Consider the following 14538-nt stretch of genomic DNA (forward strand, 5'->3'; position numbering starts at 1 on the left):
TCGGATGGCATCAGAGACGACCGACCTTCCCGACAATCCCGAAGTGGGCGTGCTCGACGCGCCGTTCGACAGCGCGCTCAGCGAACGCTACCTCGTCTATGCGCTGTCGACGATCACGGCGCGGTCGTTGCCCGACGTCCGGGACGGATTGAAGCCGGTGCATCGCCGGCTGCTCTGGGCAATGCGGTCGCTGAAGATGGACCCCAATGGCGCCTACAAGAAATCGGCGCGCGTGGTCGGCGACGTCATCGGCAAATATCATCCGCATGGCGATGCCTCGGTCTATGACGCGATGGTCCGCCTGGCGCAGGATTTCTCGCTGCGGTATCCGCTGGTCGACGGGCAAGGCAATTTCGGCAATATCGACGGCGATAACGCCGCTGCCTATCGCTACACCGAAGCGCGGCTGACTCAGGTCGCTACCGACCTGATGGACGGGCTCGACGAGGACGCTGTCGGCTATCGGCCGACCTATAACGGCGAGGATCAGGAACCCGAGCTGATGCCGGGCGCGTTCCCCAATCTCCTCGCCAATGGCGCGGCCGGGATCGCGGTGGGCATGGCGACCAGTATCCCGCCGCACAATGCCGCCGAGTTGCTCGACGCCTCGATCGCGCTGATCGACAATCCGAATGCCAACGTGCTCGATTATGTGAAGGGCCCGGATTTGCCGACCGGGGGCGCAATCGTCGACAGCCCGGCGGCGATCGCGGAGGCCTATGCGACCGGTCGCGGCTCGTTCCGCACGCGCGCCAAGATCGAGCGCGTCAACGAAAAGGGCGGCGGCTGGCACCTCGTCGTGACCGAGATCCCTTACGGCGTGTCCAAGGGCAAATTGATCGAGGGCATCGCCGACCTGGTCAACGACAAGCGCCTGCCGATCCTGGCCGATGTGCGCGACGAATCCGCCGAGGATTTGCGCATCGTGCTTGAGCCGCGCAGCCGCACGGTCGATTCGGACACGTTGATCGAGAGCCTGTACCGGCTGTCCGATCTCGAAACCCGCATACCGCTGAACCTCAACGTGCTGGATGCGACGCGCACCCCGCGGGTGATGAGCCTCAGGGAAGCGCTGCAATCCTGGGTCGACCACCAGTTCATCGTGCTGCGGCGCCGCTCGCAACATCGGCTCGGCAAGATCGCCGATCGGCTCGAGCTGCTCGACGGCTATATCATTGCCTATCTCAATCTCGACCGCGTGATCGAGATCATCCGCACAGAAGACGAGCCCAAGCCGGTGATGATTGCCGAGTTCGAGCTGACCGACCGGCAGGCCGAAGCCATCCTCAACATGCGGTTGCGCAGCTTGCGCAAGCTCGAGGAAATGGAGCTGCGCAAGGAGCGCGACGGACTCGAGAAGGAAAAGGCCGAACTCGAATTGTTGCTGTCGAGCGACGCCCGCCAGCGCACGCGCCTGAAGCGGGACCTGACCAAGGTGCGCGACCGCTATGGCCCGGAGACCGCGCTCGGTCGCCGCCGCACGCTGATCGAGGAAGCCGCCCCAGCGCGCGAAATCCCGTTGGAGGCGATGATCGAGCGCGAGCCGATCACGGTGATCCTGTCGCAGCGCGGCTGGATTCGCGCGATGAAGGGCCATGTCGAACTCGCGTCGGCCGACGCAATGAAGTTCAAGGAAGGCGACGGTCCGCGCTTCGCCTTCCATGCGCAGACCACCGATAAGTTGCTACTCGCCGCCGAAACCGGACGCTTCTACACGCTCGCAGCCGACAAGCTCCCCGGCGGGCGCGGCTTCGGCGAACCGGTACGGCTGATGATCGACCTCGACGGCGAGGTTGGGATCGCGGCACTGTTGCGCGCGAGCGAAGCCGAGAAATTGTTGGTCGCGGCGTCCGATGGACGCGGCTTCGTGCTCAAGGCGGCCGACGCGATCGCCGAGACGCGCAAGGGCAAGGCGGTGGTGACGCCGCGCGCCGGCGCCAAGCTCAAGATCGTGCGGCCGATTGCCGGCGAGGACGATTATGTCGCGGCGATCGGCGACAACCGCAAGATGCTGGTCTTCCCGTTGTCGGAAGTCGCTGAACTGGCCAAGGGCCAGGGCGTGCAGTTGCAGCGCTATCGCGACGGCGGGCTGTCGGATGCGATCACGTTCAAATTTGCCGAGGGGTTGAGCTGGGCGATGGGCGGCGAAAGCGGCCGGACGCGGACCGAGACCGACTTGCAGCCCTGGCGCACCGCGCGCGGAGCCGCGGGGCGCATGCCGCCGACCGGGTTCCCGCGTGACAACAGGTTCTAAGCATACCCCTCTCGCTGGCGGGAGAGGGGAGGAAGGTCGTTCCGATTGGCGTCTTGCTGGCCGTCCGCAAGTCACTGAAAGTCTGGGACGCTTCAGTACGCTTTAACCAATCCGTCCTAAGCGGGGTGCGATGGCGCTCGGACTGTCTCGCGCGAAGGTCGCTAAAACCGTGCCCGCTGACCCGGCGGCCGTCGTGTTGCGCCCCGAAGAGATCGAACGGATCGCGACATCTATTGAGCTGATCCCGGTGCCCTTGGCGCTGGTTGGCCGACCGGATGGCGACGTTGTCGTTAGCGCCGTCAATCGTGCGTTTCGTGTCGCGGGGCTGGGCAGCGTCGGAAGCGAATCCCCGTTGCTCGATGCTCTGGGCCAGCGCGTCGACGCGTTCCTGTCAGGCGAGGCGGCGCGAGAAGATTTTGCCTGGGAATTCGGCGACGCGGTCGATTGCCGTCATTTCCGCGTCACCCTGGCGCGGCGCTCGCCGGCCTCGTCTTATTGCTTCGTCACCCTGGTCGATCATACCGGCGAATTGCGGACCGCGCGCAATCTGCGCCGTGAAATGATCACCGACAGTCTGACTGGTCTGCCCAATCGCAGTGGCTTCAGCGAATCGCTGGAAGAGCGGATCGTCGAAGGTGGCGGCGCACGTTATGCCGTATTGATCATTGATCTCGACCGGTTCAGCCGGGTCAATGCCTGTCTGGGGTCGATGGCGGGCGACGAGTTACTCATCACGCTGGCGCGCCGCCTCAAGGGCGCGTTGCGCGCATCGGACATGCTTGCGCGCACCGGTGGCGACGAATTCGGTATCCTGCTCGCGCTCGAAGAAAGCGAAGCGGAGGCGGAACAGGTCGTGCGTCGGATCCGGGAGACGCTGGCCACCCCGTTCCGCATGTCGGATTTCGAGATACGCGTGTCGTGCTCGATCGGTATCGCATTCGGCTCGGATGCAGTGGAGGATTCGGAGGACTTGATCCGCCACGCGCATTTTGCAGTCAAACGCTCGAAGACCTCGGGCCAGGCCGAATATTATCAGACCCAGGCGCTTGATATCGCGCGCGAGCAGTTCGGGATCGAAACCGAGCTGCGCCGCGCGATCGAGAACGGCGCGATGCGGCTCACCTATCATCCGATCTGCGACCTCGCGACCGGACGGGTCGTCGCGTTCGAATCGCTCGCGCGCTGGACTGACGAGAACGGTCACGAATACTCGCCGGCCGATTTCATTCCGGTCGCAGAGGAATCGGGGCTGATCGTCCCGCTAGGCCGCTGGGCGATCGACGAAGCGGCGCGGACGTTACGGTCCTGGGATATTCGGGCTGGCGGCGACAGCGGCGTCCGCTTCGCGGTCAATTTGTCGGCAATCCAGTTGCAGCGAGACGACATTGCGCCAGTGGTCGAGGACGCGCTGCGGCGTAATCGGCTGGCTGGTGGCCGGTTCACGCTCGAACTTACCGAAAGCGCGCTGATCTCCGATCCGGAGCGGGTTGCCGAGACTATGCATCAGCTCAAGAGCTTGGGCGCGACCCTGGCGATGGATGATTTCGGCACGGGCTATTCGAACCTGGCCTATCTCCAGAAGCTGCCGATCGACGTGCTCAAGATGGACCGCAGTTTCGTCACCGGAATGCTCGCCGACCGCGACAAGGTGGCGATCGTCCGCGCGATCCTCAGCCTGGCCCAGGCGCTCGGCAAGGAAACTACCGCGGAAGGGATCGAAACCAACGAGTTGGCGCAGACCTTGGCGGCCCTGGGCTGCACTTACGGTCAGGGATTCGTCTATGCCAAGCCGCTCGAAGCCGACGAGGCGTACGATTATCTCATCGCGTCCAGACTCTGAGCGATTTCCTCGTCAGTAATTGCCGCGACGCGCTCGGCATCGGGAAATTGCTCGGCGATCCAGCGATCTTCGATGGCCCGCAACGTCTTCGCCACGTCGGGTCCGGCCTTCAGTCCCTTCGCGACGAGCTGTCCGCCCGACATTGGCAGCCTTGGACGCGGCCAGTCGCGAATCGCGGCGGCATCGCCCCCCGACAGCAACAGCCGGTCGACCGCGAGCTCGGTGCCTAGCCGATACGCCAGCGCGTGCGGGTCGGCATCGACCGGCAGCGTCGCGCTCTCCAGCCGCTGGCGTTGCTTGTTGGACAGCTTCAGCCGCGCGCCGACGCTCGCCGCGACGGCGGGATCGGCGGGCAGCAATGCGGCCAGCCGACGGATCGGATCGGGAACGATTCCGCTATCGGCTTCTCTTCTTGCCAGATCGGCGAAACGCGTGACGTCGGCGATTTCAGGCAAGACGGGAACGAACACGCCACGCTCGATCATCAGCGCCACGACCTCTACCGCGCGGGGTGCCACGAGCAGGCGCAGTAATTCGTTGGCAATGCGCTCGCGTGACAGCGCCATCAAGTCGTTGGCGCGCTCGGTACAGGCCTGCAAGCCGTCCGGGTCGGCGATATCACCGAACCGCGCGAGGAAGCGGAAGAAGCGCAGGATACGCAGATGATCCTCGGCGATTCGGCGATAGGGGTCGCCGATGAACCGGACATGGCGCGCTTCGAGGTCGTCGATGCCGCCGAAATAGTCGTGGATCTCGCCGGTTGCGGGATCGGCATAGAGCGCATTGATCGTGAAATCGCGCCGCGCCGCATCCTCCTGCCAATCGTCGGTAAAGGCGACTGTCGCGCGCCGGCCGTCGGTGGTGACGTCGCGCCGCAAGGTGGTGACTTCGTACACTTCGTCGCTCGACACAGCGGTGATCGTGCCGTGGTCGATCCCGGTGGGAACCGCCTTGATCCCGGCGGCTTCGAGCAATTGGATTATCGCGCGTGGGTCGTGCGGGGTGGCGAGATCGATATCGGCAGTCTCGATCCCCAACAGCGTGTCGCGCACCGCGCCGCCGACGATCCGCGCCTTGCCGGCGCCGAGGGCGGCGACCAATCGGGCCAGACCGGGGCGGTCGCGCCAGTCCGCCGGGGGAAGAAACGTCATACCGCCCATCGCAGCCGACGCGACAGATTGACCAGCATCGCTGCCGTCGCTCCCCAGATGCGCCGATCGCCCCAGAGGATTTCGTAGAAATAGCGCGTCCGGCCCTGCCATTCGGCGCTGGCGCGAACCTGGTTCGCGGGGTCGAGTACGAAGGCGAGCGGGACCTCGAACACGTCGGCGACCTCGGCCTCGTTGGGGCGATAATCGAGATCGGGCGGAATCACACCGACCACCGGAATCACTTCGAATCCGGTGACCGTCACGTAACGGTCCGCCTCGCCGACCAAGGTGACGGCGGCGCGGGGCAGGGCGATCTCCTCCTCTGCCTCGCGTAACGCCGCGTCGGCGGCGTCCGCATCGCCAGGATCGATCCGGCCACCCGGAAAGGCGACCTGGCCGGCATGGCGGCGCAGGCTTTCGGTGCGCTGGGTCAGGATCAGACCGGGCTCGGGCCGATCGGTGACGGCAACCAGCACGGCGGCCGGCATGCGTATCCCATCGATCGCGACGCCGGGATGATCGCCAGGGAGCAATTCGGGTTCGTGGACATGGTCGAGCGCAACGCGCAGCCGCTCGGCGAGCGTCGTCATGCGCCGGCCTCCAGCGCAAAGAAGGCGCCGTTGCTCCACACGCCCGGCGGATCGTCGTCGCCCGACAATGCGCGTTCTGCTATATCGTAATAAACCGAGCGCGCGACCAGCGCCTCCAGCCCGCCGCGAACGTGCAGATAGGGACGTGTCCCGTCTTCGCCTTGCTCGAACCGCAGCGCGTGATCGAAATCGGCGGCGACCAGCTCGCCGGTGTTGAGGCGAAAGGCGAGCGCGGCGTCGCGGCCTTCGCCTTTGGCCTTCATTTCGACCGCGACGAACGGCGCATCCTCGACCTCGATGTCGAGTTTCTCGACCGGTGTGACCAGCACGTAACCGCCATCGGGTTCGCGGCGCAGAACGGTCGCGAACAGCCGCACCATTTCCTGCCGACCGATCGGCGAGCCCATGTGGAACCACGTCCCGTCGCGCGCGATCCGCATGTCGCTATTGCCACAATGGCCGGGATTCCATTGCTCGACCGGAGGCAGGCGCTTCTCGGCCACAAGCCGCGCGACGTCGGCGAGCGACAGGCTGGCAAGATCGGGAGGCGGGGCCATCGGCATGCAAATGACCGCTAGGGCAGGTGGTGGCGGGCCGCAACCTCGAGCGGCAGCCGTCTCATGACTCCAACCCGCTCGTAACCATATTCGAACGGGGAGCGACACTTGCCGCTCTCATAACGTCAGACCACGGCACCGACGCGCGGCCCCAATTCTCCCGCGATTGCGGGTACATCCCGTCCGCGCGCGAGCAGTCGATGCGCCTCCACCGGCCCCGGCAGGCGCCATCCAGCGGTCGCCTCGGCGGAAAATCCCCAGAAGCGGCCATAATATTCCGGGTCGCCGATCAGCATCATCGCGCCGTCGAGATCGAGTTCGAGCGCGGCGTCGAGCGCCTGGTGGACCAGTTCCTTACCCAGCCCGCCGCGCTGACGCGACGGTTCGACCGCGACCGGGCCGACCAGGACGAGCGCGTGGACGCTGCCGTCATCGCCTCGGAGCGCGATCGGCCAGCATTGAATCGTGCCGACGAGCACGCCGTCCTCGATCGCCGCGAAGCTGAGCTCGGGAATCGCATCCATGCCTTCGCGTAGACGATAGGCCGTGCGACCGTGACGGTCTCGGCCGAACGCGCGGTCCAGCAACGCCTCGACGGCGGCGGGATCGACGGCGTTGATCGGCACGAAATCGGTCACTTGGCGGAATCTCCTCGAACGCGCGGGCACCACGCCCGGGGGCGGGCGCTTTATCGGCATCCCGGCTGAATACAAGGCGAATGCTCAGGTCGCGCCACCGCAAGGGGTTGATCGCCGGCGTCGGGACGGGCAGGGGCGCGCTCCTTAGATGGGATAATGCGACTTGGAAGACCGCCTGCAACTGGAAGTGCATGATGTCGAGGTAATGGTGCTGACCGGGATCTATTCCGAGGAAACGCATCTTCCCCAGCCGTTGCGCGTCTCGATCACGGTCGATCTCGACCTGCCGGGCCGATTCGCTCCCGAATCGCCGCTCTCAATGTCTAAAAATTATCTCGATTTGAAACACGCTGCGACCAAATCGCTGCCGGAGGGCGTGCACTTCACACTGATCGAGGGCGTCGCCGACCATATCTGCGAGACATTGTTCCTGCAGGACAAGCGTGTCGCCCGCGTTGAGGTGAAGATCGTCAAGCTAGCGATTTCCGAAGGCGGCGAATCGATCGGGATTACCCTGGTTCGCCACCGCCGCTAGGAGCGATTTCAAGTCGATTGGAGCAATCTGTGGCTCGGAAATCGCGGCAGAAGGAATGCGAAGCGAATCCGTCAGGACGGATTCGCTCCGGCACGGCAGGGACCGAGACCCTGTTTGACCAGCGCATAGTCCTGCTGGACCGCCGCGGCGTCCGCGGGGTCGAGTCCGCTCAACGTGTCGGCTGGTATTTCGACCGGCAGGCCGCACGCCAGGCGGTACCACAGGAACGTATCGCGTTGCGGCGGCGGCAAGGCGTCCTCCACCACTTCGCTCAGCGATACCGTCCATACCGGCGCCTGATTCTGCTTGCGCTGGATGCCGAGCGAGATTGGGTGTCCGGTCGTTTTGAGGAAGATCTGCGTCTCGCCTTCGCCGGGTAGGACGCCCGCGGCGTGGAACGCGTTGGAGATGCCGACGATCGCCGGCGGCGCCTTTGGCGACACCAGATCGGCGGCCAGTCTGCGCACCGTGGCGTCGGTCTGCGGCGACCATTGCAACTGCGCGTCCGGGGTTACCAACTGGAGCTGGTCGGGGGTATTGGCGACCGTACGCGCAAAGATAATTACGCGCATTTTCTTGAGCTTGGGCGCCCGGCCGGCGGCGTCGAGCGGCGCGTCGTAGAGATAGCCGACCTCAGGCGGCAACCCCCCCGGCGCGCGGACCAGCGCATTGATCGTGACCGTCAGGTAATAGCGAACATGACCCGGTGCGAGCCCCGCCGCCTCCGTCGGCTTGATCTTCGCAGCGTCGGTGATAGTGGCGTCCACGACCACCGGCGCCTTAGTCGCCAGATCAGCCATATCGGCATAACGGTAAACGGGCGGCGGCGGTGCAACCTTGGTAGCTGACACCGGTAGCACCGGAGCGGTGGCGGCAATGAGCAGAACGGAGAGGAAGCGGGTCATGGGAACGCGTGACATGTCGAATGAGTTAGGCGATCAGAACGTTCCTTTACAGAAATAATTCTGCCATGCTGCGATTGTACGTTTGTTGCGCCCGACAAAGCGTTTGCGTCGTCGCAGACGGGGCGATAGAGACTCGCGCTCTGCCCGATCTGGCGCTAGCCGAGGGGTTCGTTGCCGAACGGTTAACGTCCGGCGATATTCGCGGGTCGGACACGAAGGAGTTGGGTTTCTGAATGTCATATGCTGATCGTGATACAACCGGCAGCCGTATCGTAGCGATTATCATCGTTTCGCTGATCGTTGCGGGCTTCGGTTATGCTTTCGTGACCGGCTTGGCGGTTGATTTCGCCAAGAAGGCAGCGGAAAAATTGAATGCGTTCGACGTGGCGCCGCCGCCACCGCCGCCGCCGCCGGACAAGCCGCCGCCCCCGCCGCCGGACCAGCCGAATCTGCCGCCGCCGCCGACCCAGGTCGTGATCCCGCCGATCACGCCGCCGGTCCCGTCGCCGGTCAACATCGCGACGACCAACGTGCCGCAGCCGCCGCCCCCGGTGACGCCGCCGGCCCCGGTCGTGCCGCCGCAGCCGCCCGCGCCGCCGGCGCCCAAGCCCGTCGCCGTAAAGGGCGGGCCGAGGGGCAATCCCGGCAGCTGGTTTACCGACGACGATTATCCTGCCGACGCCAAGCGCGCTGGCGCCTCAGGCCGCGTTTCGGTGCTGCTTAGCATCGATACTTCGGGCAAGGTTGCCGGTTGCCGCGTGACCGCATCGAGCGGCAACTCGTCGCTCGACGACGCGACTTGCCGTCTCGCGCAGCGTCGTGGCCGCTTCACCGTGCAGAAGGATACGGAAGGGAACGCGCAGCCTTACAGCTATACGTTGCCCGGCATCCGCTGGACGCTGAAGGACGAATGATTTTTTCACGCCGGCGTCCGGTAATCCGGGCGCCGGCCGGGTTATATCTTGAGACGATATTTTTAGAGGAAGCATCCGAATGAGCATCTCCATCCTTAACGCCGGTGCGGCCAGTGCGGCCCAGGAACAGTTCGGCTTCTGGAACGCGCTGAACAACGGCGGCGCCATCTCCTATGCCACCGCCGGCATCCTGCTGGTCATGCTGTTCTTCACGCTCTACATTTTCTTCACCAAGGTGTTCGAGCAGCAGAAGATCATCAACCAGGGCCGTCGCGTGCGCGCCACGTTCTGGAACTCGAACTCGCTGCGCGAAGGCGCCGCCAAGCTCGAGAAGAACTCGGCCTACAAGCAGCTGGTCGATGACGGCCTTGCCGCGCAGGAACAGCATGCCAAGCTGACCGATCCGGTCGAGGCGCATGACTGGCTGCACGGTTCGCTGCAGCGGTCGGAAGACACGATCAACTCGGCGCTCGGTGGCGGCCTCGCTTTCCTCGCGACGGTCGGCGCGACCGCGCCGTTCATCGGTCTGTTCGGTACCGTGGTCGGCATCTACAAGGCGCTGCTCGGCATCGCCGCCGCTGGTCAGGCCTCGATCGACAAGGTCGCGGGTCCGGTCGGTGAAGCGCTGATCATGACCGCCTTCGGTCTCGTCGTCGCGGTTCCCGCGGTGCTCGGCTACAACTTCCTGCAGCGTCGTAACAAGGCGATCCAGGAAGCGCTCAGCGCGTTCGGTAACGACGTTCTCGGCTACCTCGCGTCGAACGGCGCGGTGAAGCCCAGCGTGTCGGTGCGCAAGGCGGCCGCTACGACGCCGGCCAAGCCGGCGACGACGACCGCCGGTCAGGCGGGTGGCGTTACCACCAAGCCGTAAGCACGTGGTGGCGGAACGGGCGCGGTGCCCTGTTCCGCCAGACGTTCGGGCCCTGGCCCGGACGGCACGAAGCAAGGATAGGAATGCTTAATGGCTATTAGCACCGGAGGCTCCTCCGAAACGCCGATGTCGGACATCAACACGACGCCGCTCGTCGACGTCATGCTGGTGCTCCTGATCATCTTCATCATCACGGTTCCTGTCGTGGTGCAGAATGTTAAGCTGAAGCTGCCGGAGGTTCGTTTCGACCCGACGCAGACCAAGCCGGAAAACGTGTCGCTCTCGATCGTCAAGGACGATGCCGGCCAGTGCGCCGTCTATTGGGGCCTGACTCGGATGGGGCACAAGGAATTGCTCGATAAGGCGACGGCCAAGATGAAGGCGGATATCGAGCGGCTGAAGGCGGCTGGTCCGATCGATCCCGACAAGATCCCCGAAGTGCACATCCGCGGCGACGTCGACGTCCCGTACAAGTGCATCGGCGCGGCGATCTACACGATGCAGTCTTCGGGCTTCATCAAGGTCGGCTTCATCTCGCAACCGCCACCCCGCGACGGTTCGGCGTCCTAATCGGCCCGCTAGCTCAGGAGTTTTGAATCATGGCAATGAGTGGCGGCAAGGATGATGGCTCGCCGATGATGGATATGAACATGACGCCGTTGATCGACGTCCTGCTCGTGCTCCTCATCATGTTCATCATCACCATCCCGGTCCAAACGCACGCGGTGAAGGTCGACCTTCCGGTCAACAACCAGAACAACCCACCGCCTGTCGACGCGCAGAAGAACAAGATCATCATCGACGCGAACGACAATGTGACCTGGAACGGCACGCCGGTGACGAGCGACGAACAACTCGACCAATATCTGCAGGCAACCCTGCAGATCCAGCCCGAACCGGAGCTGCACTTCCAGCCCATGCCGGACGCGCGCTACGAGAAGGTCGACAAGGTCCTGGCGATCATCAAGCGTTCGGGAATCAGCAAGCTTGGTTTCATCGGTAACGAGCAATACGCGAACGAATTCTGACGCCTTCGGGTATCGGTTTCGTCGAAAGGGGCGGCCGCGCAAGCGGTCGCCCCTTTTCGTTTGTTCCACGATTGCTCGCTGATGACCTGGATGGCTTGATCATGGCCTCGATCCGCAATGGCTGCCGCATGTCATTTGAAAATGCGTTGCCAGGTTAGTCCAATTGGACAGCGCGTTCGATCGCCGTTGCCGGTTCGGGAATAGACCGAGCAACATTCATCGGCATTCCGGCAGCTATCCTGCGTGTCGTCCGCCGTTAATGCGTCCGAACCTTGCTCGACCGGCGGGCGACCCGCTCAAAGCCGCGGCAGGGTCACGCCGCGCTGGCCCATATATTTGCCCGCGCGGTCGGCATAACTCGTCTCGCACGGCTCGTTGCCCTGCAGGAAGAGGAATTGGCACGCGCCTTCATTGGCATAGATCTTGGCCGGCAGCGGTGTGGTGTTGGAGAATTCGAGCGTCACATGGCCTTCCCATTCGGGCTCCAGCGGCGTGACATTCACGATGATGCCGCAGCGCGCATAGGTCGACTTGCCCAGGCAGATGACCAGCACGTCGCGAGGCACGCGGAAATATTCGACCGTGCGGGCCAGCGCGAAGCTGTTGGGCGGGATGATGCAGACGTCGGTCTTGCGGTCGACGAAGCTGTTGGCGGCGAAATCCTTCGGATCGACCGTCGCCGAATCGACGTTGGTGAAGATCTTGAATTCGTCCGCCACGCGCGCATCATAGCCGTAGGAGGACAGGCCGTAGCTGATGCATCCCTCGCGCCGCTGCGCTTCGACGAACGGTTCGATCATGCCGTGCTGCGTTGCCTGCTCGCGAATCCAGCGGTCGGAAAGGATCGACATTCTCTACTCCCTGTTCTCCACCAGCTTTCGCGGCAATAGAGCCGGCGGGCAAGAGGCGCGATATCGGGCGCCGGCGAAATCCATGGAGATGATGGAATGCGGATCGATCCCTCCCGCGCGATTGGCGGCTATGCAGCGGTAATGACCCTGGCGGCGGCGTGGCTGGCGCTGGCCGCCGTGGCGCCCGGCCCCACCAGGTTCGACACGATCGACGTCCAGCGGATCAATGTGCGCGAACCCGACGGCACGCTGAGGCTGGCGATCGCCAATCACGCGCAGATCCCCGGCATCATCATTGGCGGCAAGGAATATCCCCATCCCAACCGGACCGAGGCTGGGATGATCTTCTACAACGACCAGGGCGATGAGAATGGCGGGCTGGTGTTCGACGGCGGGATGAAGAATGGCAAGCCGACCAATGGCGGCAGCCTGACCTTCGATCGCTGGCATCAGGACCAGACGCTGCAATTGGTCAGCACGGAGGACGGCCCCGATCGCCGCGCGGGGCTGGTGGTCAACGATCGCCCCGATGCACCGATGGATATCGCCGCGGGCTTGCGGTTACGCGCGATGCAACCGGGGCCGGAGCGCGACGCGATGATCGCGCGCGCCGGACTGACCAACGCAAGGCGGGCATGGCTTGGGCGGAGCGAGGATGGCAGCGTCGCGCTGATCCTCAGCGACCCGCAGGGACGGCCGCGGCTGACCCTAGGCGTCGGCAAGGATGGGGTTCCGAGTGTCGAGCTGCGCGACGCCGACGGCAAGGTGACGCGGATGGTGCGGTAAATCGCGGCGTGAACGTGCGGGCCGTCAGGCGATTCCGAGATTGGCGGGGCCGAAAGCGTGGGGAAGGAGGTCCGACAAAGTATATTCGGCAATCGGACCGCCCGTCAGCCCCGAGCACCAGACCTTGAGGTCGCGTTTGCCGGCCTGCGCCGCCTCGTTGAGGATCTGCCGGCATCGGCCGCACGGCAGGATCGGCTCGACACCATGCTCGCCCGTCATCCCGCCGACGACGCCGACCGCGACGACATCGCGCATCCGGCCGTCCGCGCTCGCCTTCGCCACTGCCACCGTCTCGGCGCAGAGCGACAGGCCATAACTGCTATTCTCGACATTGGCGCCGGTGACGATGCTGCCATCTGCCATCAACAGCGCCGCGCCGACCGAGAAGTTCGAATAGGGTGCCCAGGCATTGGCCGCCGCATCGCGCGCCGCCTCGACCAGCCGTTCGGCCGTCTGTGCATCGTTCATTTCGTCACTACGTCCCAATTGACCGGCCCTTCCACCCCATCGACCCGCCGCATGTCGCTCGCGCGCCACATCCGCCAGGGTCGTGCGGCATAATCGGGCGGGAAGAAGTTTTGCGCGCTCCAGATGGGGCGGTCTAGCGCCGAGGTCACGTCATAATTCGCTTCGAACCGCTTCGACACGAGCAAAAGCACGGGCCGATCGGTATGCGCTTCGACCATGACGATGAACCGCCTGAGCTCTTCCAGCACGACATCGCGTGATGGGCGGTCGTTGCACCCGTCGACGAAGTCGATCGCCACCGCCAGCGGCAAGGCATCATCCGCCTTTGGCACCGTCGTGTTGAAATTGTTCGCCTGATCGGTCGCCAGCCGGCACAGCGACCAGGCGTGGATCGCGCCGCGGCGCATGCCTGCCTCGGCGATGCCGCGCCAATTGTCCTCGAACCGCGTGTCGCGGTCGCCGCCCTGGGTCGCGCGGGCATAGGCGAAATCGGCGCCCGCCGCCTTGACCGCATTCCAGTCGATTGCCCCATTGGCGTCGGAGACGTCGACGCCCTGGAACTGATAGTCGCTGGCGGATGGTCGCCATCCCAGCGCGGCCAGATAAAGCGCGCCGGCCAGCGCGAGCAACGCGACGCCCAGCCCGACTGGCAGTGCCAGCCGCCGCATCACGCGCGGATGTGCAGGACGCAGATCAGCGTGAACAGCCGCCGCGCGGTGTTGAAGTCGACCTCTATCTTGCCCCCCAGCCGCTCCTTCAGGAGTTCGGCGGCATCATTGTGGATCCCGCGCCGGGCCATGTCCACCGTCTCGATCTGCTGCGGCGTAGCGTTGCGGATCGCTTCGTAATAACTGTCGCAGATTGCGAAATAATCCCGGATCGGGCGCCTGAGCGTTCCGAGCGACAGGATCAGGGTTTCCAACGGCGAGCCGTCCTCGCGTGACAGCGCGAGCACGAGTCGCCCCTCTTCGACCGCGAGATGGAGGAGATAGGGGCCGGCATAAGCGTCGGGATAGTCGCGCAACGGGCGGAAGCTGTTGTCTTCGAGCAGGTCGAAGATCGCGATGCGGCGTTCCTGCTCGACGTCGGCGCTTCGCCACACGATCGTGCGGTCGTCGAGCGTAATGTCCTTGATGCGATGGTCCGCCAC

At 64.6% G+C, this 14538-nt stretch carries 17 protein-coding genes; 8 read left to right on the top strand and 9 right to left on the bottom strand.

Translation table 11 applies throughout. The features are described 5' to 3' along the window. Positions 1–4 precede the first annotated feature (4 nt). The gene (gene parC, locus Q0L25_RS00740; RefSeq protein ID WP_296611012.1) at positions 5–2254 is read left to right on the top strand and encodes a DNA topoisomerase IV subunit A; all 2250 of its coding nucleotides are present in this window, start codon (positions 5–7) and stop codon (positions 2252–2254) included. A 247-nt stretch (positions 2255–2501) separates the two neighbouring features. After that, positions 2502–4094 (top strand): bifunctional diguanylate cyclase/phosphodiesterase, encoded by a 1593-nt coding sequence (locus Q0L25_RS00745; RefSeq protein ID WP_296611401.1) that lies wholly within the window; start codon positions 2502–2504, stop codon positions 4092–4094. On the opposite strand, the gene Q0L25_RS00750 is transcribed toward Q0L25_RS00745, so the two are convergent. The 4 genes from Q0L25_RS00750 to Q0L25_RS00765 form a co-directional block, all read right to left on the bottom strand. Next, on the bottom strand, positions 4070–5254 hold the full coding sequence (locus Q0L25_RS00750) for a CCA tRNA nucleotidyltransferase (RefSeq protein WP_296611013.1): 1185 nt from the start codon (positions 5252–5254) through the stop codon (positions 4070–4072). The genes Q0L25_RS00745 and Q0L25_RS00750 overlap by 25 nt on opposite strands. Next, positions 5242–5835, bottom strand: a complete 594-nt coding sequence (locus tag Q0L25_RS00755) for a CoA pyrophosphatase (RefSeq protein ID WP_296611014.1) — start codon at positions 5833–5835, stop codon at positions 5242–5244. The genes Q0L25_RS00750 and Q0L25_RS00755 overlap by 13 nt, the downstream gene beginning before the upstream one ends. Continuing rightward, positions 5832–6398, bottom strand: coding sequence for a DUF1285 domain-containing protein (locus tag Q0L25_RS00760; protein WP_296611015.1), 567 nt, complete (start codon positions 6396–6398; stop codon positions 5832–5834). Before Q0L25_RS00760 ends, Q0L25_RS00755 begins: the two co-directional genes overlap by 4 nt. A 119-nt stretch (positions 6399–6517) precedes the next feature. After that, positions 6518–7030, bottom strand: coding sequence for a GNAT family N-acetyltransferase (locus tag Q0L25_RS00765; protein WP_296611016.1), 513 nt, complete (start codon positions 7028–7030; stop codon positions 6518–6520). Between the two features lie 163 nt (positions 7031–7193). Between Q0L25_RS00765 and Q0L25_RS00770 the strand changes: the two genes are divergently transcribed. Beyond that, entirely contained in the window at positions 7194–7565 is a 372-nt protein-coding gene (locus Q0L25_RS00770) for a dihydroneopterin aldolase (RefSeq protein WP_296611017.1), read from the top strand. Positions 7566–7636: 71 nt separating this feature from the next. Here Q0L25_RS00770 and Q0L25_RS00775 read toward each other — a convergent pair whose 3' ends face one another. Next, the gene (locus Q0L25_RS00775) at positions 7637–8485 is read right to left on the bottom strand and encodes a hypothetical protein (RefSeq protein WP_296611018.1); all 849 of its coding nucleotides are present in this window, start codon (positions 8483–8485) and stop codon (positions 7637–7639) included. Positions 8486–8703: 218 nt separating this feature from the next. Between Q0L25_RS00775 and Q0L25_RS00780 the strand changes: the two genes are divergently transcribed. From Q0L25_RS00780 to Q0L25_RS00795, 4 genes are all read left to right on the top strand, one after another. After that, complete coding sequence (locus Q0L25_RS00780; RefSeq protein WP_296611019.1) at positions 8704–9384, top strand: energy transducer TonB; 681 nt, start codon at positions 8704–8706, stop codon at positions 9382–9384. Positions 9385–9463: 79 nt separating this feature from the next. After that, positions 9464–10255, top strand: coding sequence for a MotA/TolQ/ExbB proton channel family protein (locus Q0L25_RS00785; RefSeq protein ID WP_296611020.1), 792 nt, complete (start codon positions 9464–9466; stop codon positions 10253–10255). A 90-nt stretch (positions 10256–10345) separates the two neighbouring features. Beyond that, a complete protein-coding gene (locus Q0L25_RS00790; protein ID WP_296611021.1) occupies positions 10346–10825 on the top strand; it encodes a biopolymer transporter ExbD in 480 nt (159 codons plus the stop codon). Between the two features lie 29 nt (positions 10826–10854). After that, complete coding sequence (locus Q0L25_RS00795; protein WP_296611022.1) at positions 10855–11283, top strand: biopolymer transporter ExbD; 429 nt, start codon at positions 10855–10857, stop codon at positions 11281–11283. Positions 11284–11579: 296 nt separating this feature from the next. Here the strand turns inward: Q0L25_RS00795 and dcd are convergent, their stop codons facing one another. Then, positions 11580–12134 (bottom strand): dCTP deaminase, encoded by a 555-nt coding sequence (gene dcd / locus Q0L25_RS00800; RefSeq protein WP_296611023.1) that lies wholly within the window; start codon positions 12132–12134, stop codon positions 11580–11582. 96 nt (positions 12135–12230) lie between these two features. On the opposite strand from dcd, the gene Q0L25_RS00805 reads away from it, so the two are divergent. After that, complete coding sequence (locus Q0L25_RS00805) at positions 12231–12920, top strand: hypothetical protein (protein ID WP_296611024.1); 690 nt, start codon at positions 12231–12233, stop codon at positions 12918–12920. A 24-nt stretch (positions 12921–12944) separates the two neighbouring features. Here the strand turns inward: Q0L25_RS00805 and Q0L25_RS00810 are convergent, their stop codons facing one another. The 3 genes from Q0L25_RS00810 to Q0L25_RS00820 are packed head-to-tail and all read right to left on the bottom strand — an operon-like array spanning position 12945 to position 14538. After that, positions 12945–13388 (bottom strand): cytidine deaminase, encoded by a 444-nt coding sequence (locus Q0L25_RS00810; RefSeq protein ID WP_296611025.1) that lies wholly within the window; start codon positions 13386–13388, stop codon positions 12945–12947. Beyond that, entirely contained in the window at positions 13385–14056 is a 672-nt protein-coding gene (locus tag Q0L25_RS00815) for a GH25 family lysozyme (protein ID WP_296611026.1), read from the bottom strand. Before Q0L25_RS00815 ends, Q0L25_RS00810 begins: the two co-directional genes overlap by 4 nt. Continuing rightward, positions 14056–14538, bottom strand: coding sequence for a UPF0262 family protein (locus Q0L25_RS00820; protein ID WP_296611027.1), 483 nt, complete (start codon positions 14536–14538; stop codon positions 14056–14058). Before Q0L25_RS00820 ends, Q0L25_RS00815 begins: the two co-directional genes overlap by 1 nt.

The organism is Sphingomonas sp. (assembly GCF_024508665.1).
GTDB lineage: Bacteria > Pseudomonadota > Alphaproteobacteria > Sphingomonadales > Sphingomonadaceae > Sphingomonas.

Coding starts and splice junctions, on each gene's coding strand:
- parC (WP_296611012.1), top strand. CDS start 5: ATGGCATCAGAGACGACCGACCTTCCCGACAATCCCGAAGTGGGCGTG.
- Q0L25_RS00750 (WP_296611013.1), bottom strand. CDS start 5,254: ATGGGCGGTATGACGTTTCTTCCCCCGGCGGACTGGCGCGACCGCCCC.
- Q0L25_RS00755 (WP_296611014.1), bottom strand. CDS start 5,835: ATGACGACGCTCGCCGAGCGGCTGCGCGTTGCGCTCGACCATGTCCAC.
- Q0L25_RS00760 (WP_296611015.1), bottom strand. CDS start 6,398: ATGCCGATGGCCCCGCCTCCCGATCTTGCCAGCCTGTCGCTCGCCGAC.
- Q0L25_RS00775 (WP_296611018.1), bottom strand. CDS start 8,485: ATGTCACGCGTTCCCATGACCCGCTTCCTCTCCGTTCTGCTCATTGCC.
- Q0L25_RS00780 (WP_296611019.1), top strand. CDS start 8,704: ATGTCATATGCTGATCGTGATACAACCGGCAGCCGTATCGTAGCGATT.
- Q0L25_RS00785 (WP_296611020.1), top strand. CDS start 9,464: ATGAGCATCTCCATCCTTAACGCCGGTGCGGCCAGTGCGGCCCAGGAA.
- Q0L25_RS00790 (WP_296611021.1), top strand. CDS start 10,346: ATGGCTATTAGCACCGGAGGCTCCTCCGAAACGCCGATGTCGGACATC.
- Q0L25_RS00795 (WP_296611022.1), top strand. CDS start 10,855: ATGGCAATGAGTGGCGGCAAGGATGATGGCTCGCCGATGATGGATATG.
- dcd (WP_296611023.1), bottom strand. CDS start 12,134: ATGTCGATCCTTTCCGACCGCTGGATTCGCGAGCAGGCAACGCAGCAC.
- Q0L25_RS00805 (WP_296611024.1), top strand. CDS start 12,231: ATGCGGATCGATCCCTCCCGCGCGATTGGCGGCTATGCAGCGGTAATG.
- Q0L25_RS00810 (WP_296611025.1), bottom strand. CDS start 13,388: ATGAACGATGCACAGACGGCCGAACGGCTGGTCGAGGCGGCGCGCGAT.
- Q0L25_RS00815 (WP_296611026.1), bottom strand. CDS start 14,056: ATGCGGCGGCTGGCACTGCCAGTCGGGCTGGGCGTCGCGTTGCTCGCG.